The 5,420-nt window shown below is 77.2% G+C and carries 5 protein-coding genes; 4 read left to right on the top strand and 1 reads right to left on the bottom strand.

The annotated features are described in order from the left end of the window. Window positions 1–105 precede the first annotated feature (105 nt). Window positions 106–1,032 carry a DUF2797 domain-containing protein gene (locus ABT263_RS30750; protein ID WP_352295312.1) on the bottom strand — a complete coding sequence of 309 codons (927 nt, stop codon included), beginning with the start codon at window positions 1,030–1,032 and terminating at the stop codon, window positions 106–108. A gap of 265 nt (window positions 1,033–1,297) precedes the next feature. Here ABT263_RS30750 and ABT263_RS30745 point away from each other — a divergent pair, with 265 nt between their 5' ends. The 4 genes from ABT263_RS30745 to ABT263_RS30730 form a co-directional block, all read left to right on the top strand. Further along, a complete protein-coding gene (locus tag ABT263_RS30745; RefSeq protein WP_352295310.1) occupies window positions 1,298–1,516 on the top strand; it encodes a hypothetical protein in 219 nt (72 codons plus the stop codon). Window positions 1,517–1,574: 58 nt separating this feature from the next. Beyond that, on the top strand, window positions 1,575–2,261 hold the full coding sequence (locus tag ABT263_RS30740; RefSeq protein WP_352295309.1) for a hypothetical protein: 687 nt from the start codon (window positions 1,575–1,577) through the stop codon (window positions 2,259–2,261). Between the two features lie 542 nt (window positions 2,262–2,803). Further along, window positions 2,804–5,056, top strand: coding sequence for a restriction endonuclease (locus ABT263_RS30735; protein WP_352295307.1), 2,253 nt, complete (start codon window positions 2,804–2,806; stop codon window positions 5,054–5,056). Between the two features lie 188 nt (window positions 5,057–5,244). Next, window positions 5,245–5,420 (top strand): ATP-binding cassette domain-containing protein (locus ABT263_RS30730; protein WP_352295376.1); only part of this gene is annotated, 176 nt, incomplete at its 3' end.

Here is a 5,420-nt window from a genome sequence, read left to right as displayed (position 1 = left end):
GTCGGAACAGGCCACGGGTCAGCACGGGCCACGGGTCAGCACAGGCCGCGGTCGGAACAGGCCACGGGTCAGCACGGGCGGCGGTCGGAACAGGCCGCGGTCGGATCAGAACAGCGCCTCCTGGGTGTCCGGCTCCTCGGGGCGCGTCCGGGGGCTCACCACCAGGCCCGACACCGGGCGGCCCGCCGCCGGGGCGAGCGTCCACCCGGTGAGTCTGCGGGTGTCGAGCAGCAGCGGTTCGGCGCCGCCGGGCTGGTCGAGCAGCAGATGGCGCCCGATCGGCGGGCGGAGCGTACCGGCCACCACCGCGCCGGGGGCGAGGGCGTCGATGTGCCCGTAGGACACCGGCGCGCCGTCGGCCAGCCCGAAGATCCCGACCTGGTCCACGACCGGGTGGTCGGGCAGCAGCTCCACCGCGTGCCCGTCCAGCAGCCGGTGGGCCGCGGCGCGGGCCCTGGTCAGCAGCCCGCGGCGGTACTCCGCGTCGCCGTGCCGCCACCAGTGCGCCGTCTTCACCCGGCCCGTGAAGCGCTCCCGGGCCATCCCCGAGGCGGCGACGGTCAGCTCGGCCCGGCGGACGGCGGGCAGCGCGCCGCGGGCGGCGAACGTCCAGGCGAGCGCGCCCTGTTCGAGCAGCCGGGCGGTGCCGCGCGACTCCCCGGTCAGGCCCACCTTCAGCAGCCCCTCGCCGAACCAGGCGAGGTAGAGGCGGTAGGTGCGCCCGTCGTCGAGGATCTGGTCCCGGGCGAGCGCCAGCCCGCGGTCGACGCTCTGGCAGGCGGCGCACTGGACGGCGCCGCCGTCCGGACCGATGACGGCGTGGTGCGGGCACGGCGTGCGCTCGGTGGCCCCCACCAGCAGGGCGCCGGTGCAGCGGCGCGGCCCGCCGATCAGCCAGCCGATCTCCGCCCCGGGCACCACCACCCGCTCGTGCACCCGGTGCCCGTGGACCGCGCGGAGCACCGGCTGCCCGTCGCGCCAGTGCAGGCCGGTGGAGACCCACCCGCCGCCCGCCTGCTGCGGCACCTTCACGCTCACCCTCCCGTCACCGGCTCACCCGTCCGTCCATCCGTCCATCCGTCCGAACCAGCGAGGCTACCCGCTCACTCCGACAGTCCGCCCGTGCGCGCCGACGACGGCCCCCTCGGGGCGGCCCGCCCCGGCGCCCGGCGCGGTGATCACCCGTACGCGTGGCATCCGGCCGGGCCCCGCCGTCGTTGCTCCGGGCATGAGCCATACGAACCCGCCCCGTGCCCTGCACGTCGTGTCCACGCCCCCCGAAGGCACCCCGCGGGCCGTGGAACTGACGCAGTCGTGGGACAGCAGCGCGGCGGAGCGGGCCGCCGACGCGCTGGACGCGCTGCGCACCGTCGAGGTCCCCGTGGGCGCCGTGCGGGCCGCTCTGCTGATCCTGGCCGACCTCGTGCGGCGGCCCGGCGAGAGCGAGGAGATGCGGGCCGCCGCCCGGGACGTGTGCGCCGTCCTGGTCGGGGTCACCGACGCCCTCACCGCCTGACGGGGCTCCCCGCGGGCACCCGCGCACGGGCGACCTGCCACGGGGTACGGTCGGCGCCATGATCGACAGCGCCCACGGGCCGAACCCCGCCCCCGACCCGGCCCCCGGCCCGGTCACCGCCGACGACCTCGCGCTCGTCCTCCGGCTCGCCGCCGCCACCCTGCGCGGCGTGCCGGAGGACGCCGACTGGTCCCGGCCCGCCGGAACGCTCAGCTGGGACTGCTGGGCCACCGTCGAGCACCTGGCCGACGACCTGCTGGCCTACGCGGCCCAGCTCGGCCCCCAGGACCCGCCGCGGGACCGCTACGTGCCGTTCCGGTCGGTCCGGCTGTCCCCGGGCGCGCCGAACAGCTTCGTCTACGCGCACCGCGAGAGCGGCCCGGACGGGCTGGTCCAGGTCCTGGAGGCGAGCGGCGCGCTGATGGTCGCGATGGCGCGCACCGCCCCGCCGGACACCCGCGCCTACCACCCGTGGGGCCTCGCCGACCCGGCCGGGTTCACCGCGATGAGCCTGGTGGAGACGCTGGTCCACCTGCACGACGTCGCCGAGGGGCTCGGCCTCGCCTGGGAGCCTCCGGCGGACGTCTGCCGGCGCACCCTCGCCCGGCTCTTCCCCGACGTGCCGGCCGACGGCGCCGCCGGACCGTGGCCGACCCTGCTCTGGGCCACCGGGCGCGGCGACCTCCCCGGCCGCCCCCGGCGCACCGACTGGCGCTGGGACGCGGCGGTCCGCCCGGGCGGGTAGCCCCACCACGTCACTCCCCGCCGGGGGTCGGCGCCGCGCACGGCGCCGGCAGCCGACCGGAGGCACCGGCGCCGAGCTGGTCGAGGCCCACGGTCCGGCCACCGTCGACCGGTCGGTCCGCGCCGCCGCGCCGCACGGGGGGATCGTGCCGCTCCGGGTCGTCTCCGAGCAGCCCGCCGAGCCGCGGAGCGCCGGCGAGGTGTCGGCAGGGTCGCGCGCGGCCATCCACCGGGAGTTCGTCGGCAGCCGCACCGGCCCGGAGGCGATGCTGTGCCCGGTCGGACCACGGGCTGCGCCCGGCGGCCGGGCGGGAGTTCGGCTTCGGCGAGTACCGGACGCCCACCGGCACTTCCTCGCCCGCGACGCCGTCGCAAGAGGCGTCGTCCGGGCGGCCGGACGACGCCGGGCCCCGCCGGACGCCGTCGCAGGTCATGGGCGCTTGGCCGGTTCACCCGTCCACGTTCTATTGTGGCGGGCGCGGCGACGACGCGGCCGGGAGGCGGCGCGCGGGCGCGGCCGGGCGTGAAGCGAAGGGGTGGACGGTGGCGGGGCGGCGGAACGACGGGGTACTGGCGGTCTGGGCGGAGACGCAGCGACAGGAACAGCGCCGGGAGGAAGCCCGGTGGCGAGCCCAGACGGCCGAGCAGCGGCGGCGCGAACGCGAGGAGCGCGAGATCCAGCGGGCGGCCGCCCGGGGCGAGCGCGAGGCGGTGCGGGCGTACCAGCAGTCGCGGGAGGCGGAGGCGGCCCGGCGGACGGCGGAACTCGACGACCGGGTCGAGGAGTTGAAGGGACTGCTGGCGGCGGGCCTGGGGCGGCCGGCGTTCAGCCCGCAGGCCCTGCTGGCACCCGCCGCGCTGCCGCCCTTCGAACCGGGCCGGCTCGGCGAGCCGGTGCCGATGCCCGATCAGGCGGACTACCAGGTGCCGCCGCCGACCCCCGCCCAGGCCCGCAACCCGGGGGTCCGCCAGCAGTACGAGCAGTACGTGGCGCAGGCCCGGACCCGGTTCGAGCAGGACTGGTACGCGGCGCAGGCGGCCGAGGCGGACCGGCAGCGCCGGCTCGCCGAGTACCACCGGCAGTACCTCGACTGGGCGGCCCAGCACCGCCGCCAGGACGAGGACCGGGCGTCCCGGACGCAGGAGTTGCTGCGCCGGCTGCGCGACGGCGAACCGGACGCGGTGCAGGAGTACTTCACCGCCGTGCTGTACGCCTCGGCGGGCTGGCCGGAGGGGTTCCCGCACCGGCTGGTCGCGGCCTGGGAGGCGTCGACCCGCCAACTGGTCGTCAACTGGGAGCTGCCCGGCCCGGACGTCGTCCCGGCCGCCGGCCGGGTGCGGTACGTGAAGTCGGACGACCGGGAGGCCGAGGTGGCCCGGCCGGCCACCGAGCGCAAGGCGCTCTACCGCGAGGTGCTGGCGCAGAGCGCGCTGCGGGTGGTGGCCGAACTGTTCCGGGCGGACGCGGACGGCAAGTTGGCGTCCGTGGTGCTGAACGGCTTCGTGCGCGGCATCGACCCGGCCACCGGCCGGGAGGCCGAGCGCTTCCTGTCGACGGTGACCGTGGACCGGTCCGAGTTCGCGGGTCTGGCGCTGGACCGGGTGGCCGCCGTGGAGTGCTTCCAGGGGCTCGGCGGCGTGCTGTCCGCCCGGCCGGAGCGGCTGGACGAGGTCCGGCCGGACCGGCTGCCGGAGACGGTCGGCGGCAACGTCGCCGGTCAGGGCGGCGAGGACGAGCCGGACCTCTTCGAGATGGACCCGATCGAGTTCGAGGAGCTGATCGCCGAGCTGTTCCGGCTGCGCGGCTTCCGGGTGATGACCACGGCACGCAGCGGGGACGCCGGGGTGGACGTGGTCGCCGAGGACCTCGACCCGGTGACCGGCGGACGGATCGTCATCCAGGCCAAGCGCTACCGCTCGACGGTCTCCCCCACCGCCGTCCGGGACCTCGACTCCACCGTGCGCCACCACGGTGCGATCAAGGGGATCCTGGTGACCACGGCCGGCTTCGGCCCCGGCTCCTACGAGTACATCCGCAACAAGCCGCTGACGCTGGTGAGCGGGCCGGAGCTGGTCGAGCTGCTGGCCGAGCAGGGCCTGCGCGGCCGGCTCGGCGGCGGCGCGAACGGCGAGGGCGACGGCGGCGGTGACGGCGGCGGCGCGAACGGCGAGGGCGACGGCGGCGGTGACGGCGGCGGCGCGAACGGCGGCCGTCCCGGGGCCGGTCGGGCAGCCGGCCACGGCTCGCCCGCCCCGGCCGACGGCGCCGAACCGGACGAGCGCCCGACCCTCCTGCGGCTCTCCTGGCAGAGCCGCACGGCCGGCGGGGACGCCGTGGAGCTCGACGTCTCCGCCTTCCTCTGCGCCGACGGACGGGTGCTCGACGACGAGCACTTCGTCTTCTTCAACAACCCGCAGGACCCGGACGGCGCGGTCCGCCTGCACCCCACCCGCTCGGTCCCCGGCGAGCCCGCCCGGGAGGCCGAACTCAGCCTGCACCTGGGCCGGGTGGCGGCGGGGGTGGACGAAGTGGTGGTCGCGGTCTCCACCGAGGAGGAGGAGTCGCCCGCGCTGCCGCTCGGCTACGTGCACGGGCTGGCCCTGACCGCCTCGTTCGGTCCCGGCGCCGAGGGCCCGGCGCACTGGGCGGCCGTCACCGGCGGGGTGTCGGACAGCGCCCTGGTGATCGGCTCGTTCCACCGCAAGGGCGGCGACTGGCGGTTCGCCCCGGCCGGGACGGCGGTGGCGGGCGGCCTGGCCGGGCTCGCCCAGCGCTGGGGCGTCGCGGTCGAGTGATCCGCCGGACGGCGGGGAGCCCGGGCGCCTCAGGGACCGAGGTCATACCTGAGGAGGAGCGGGCCCCCCGCCGGACCGTCGGGACGGCGGGGGGCGGCCGTACCCGCGGGCGACACTTCGGACCGGAACGGATTGGGAGGATGGAACGGAACCCGATCATCCCGTTCCGTCCCCGCAGGAGTTCCCCCGTGACGATGTCCGCAACCGCCGTCCGTACCGGCCGGGCGGCCGCCCGCGCCACCGGCCTCAACAAGGTCTACGGGGACGGGGAGACCCGCGTCGTCGCGCTCGACAACGTCAGCGTGACGTTCCCGCAGGGCGAGTTCACCGCCATCATGGGCCCCTCCGGCTCCGGCAAGTCCAC

It is taken from the genome of Kitasatospora sp. NPDC001603 (genome assembly GCF_040298365.1).
Taxonomy (GTDB): domain Bacteria; phylum Actinomycetota; class Actinomycetes; order Streptomycetales; family Streptomycetaceae; genus Kitasatospora.
Note: the sequence above shows the minus strand (reverse complement) of the source record. Positions and strands in the feature narration are given on the sequence as shown.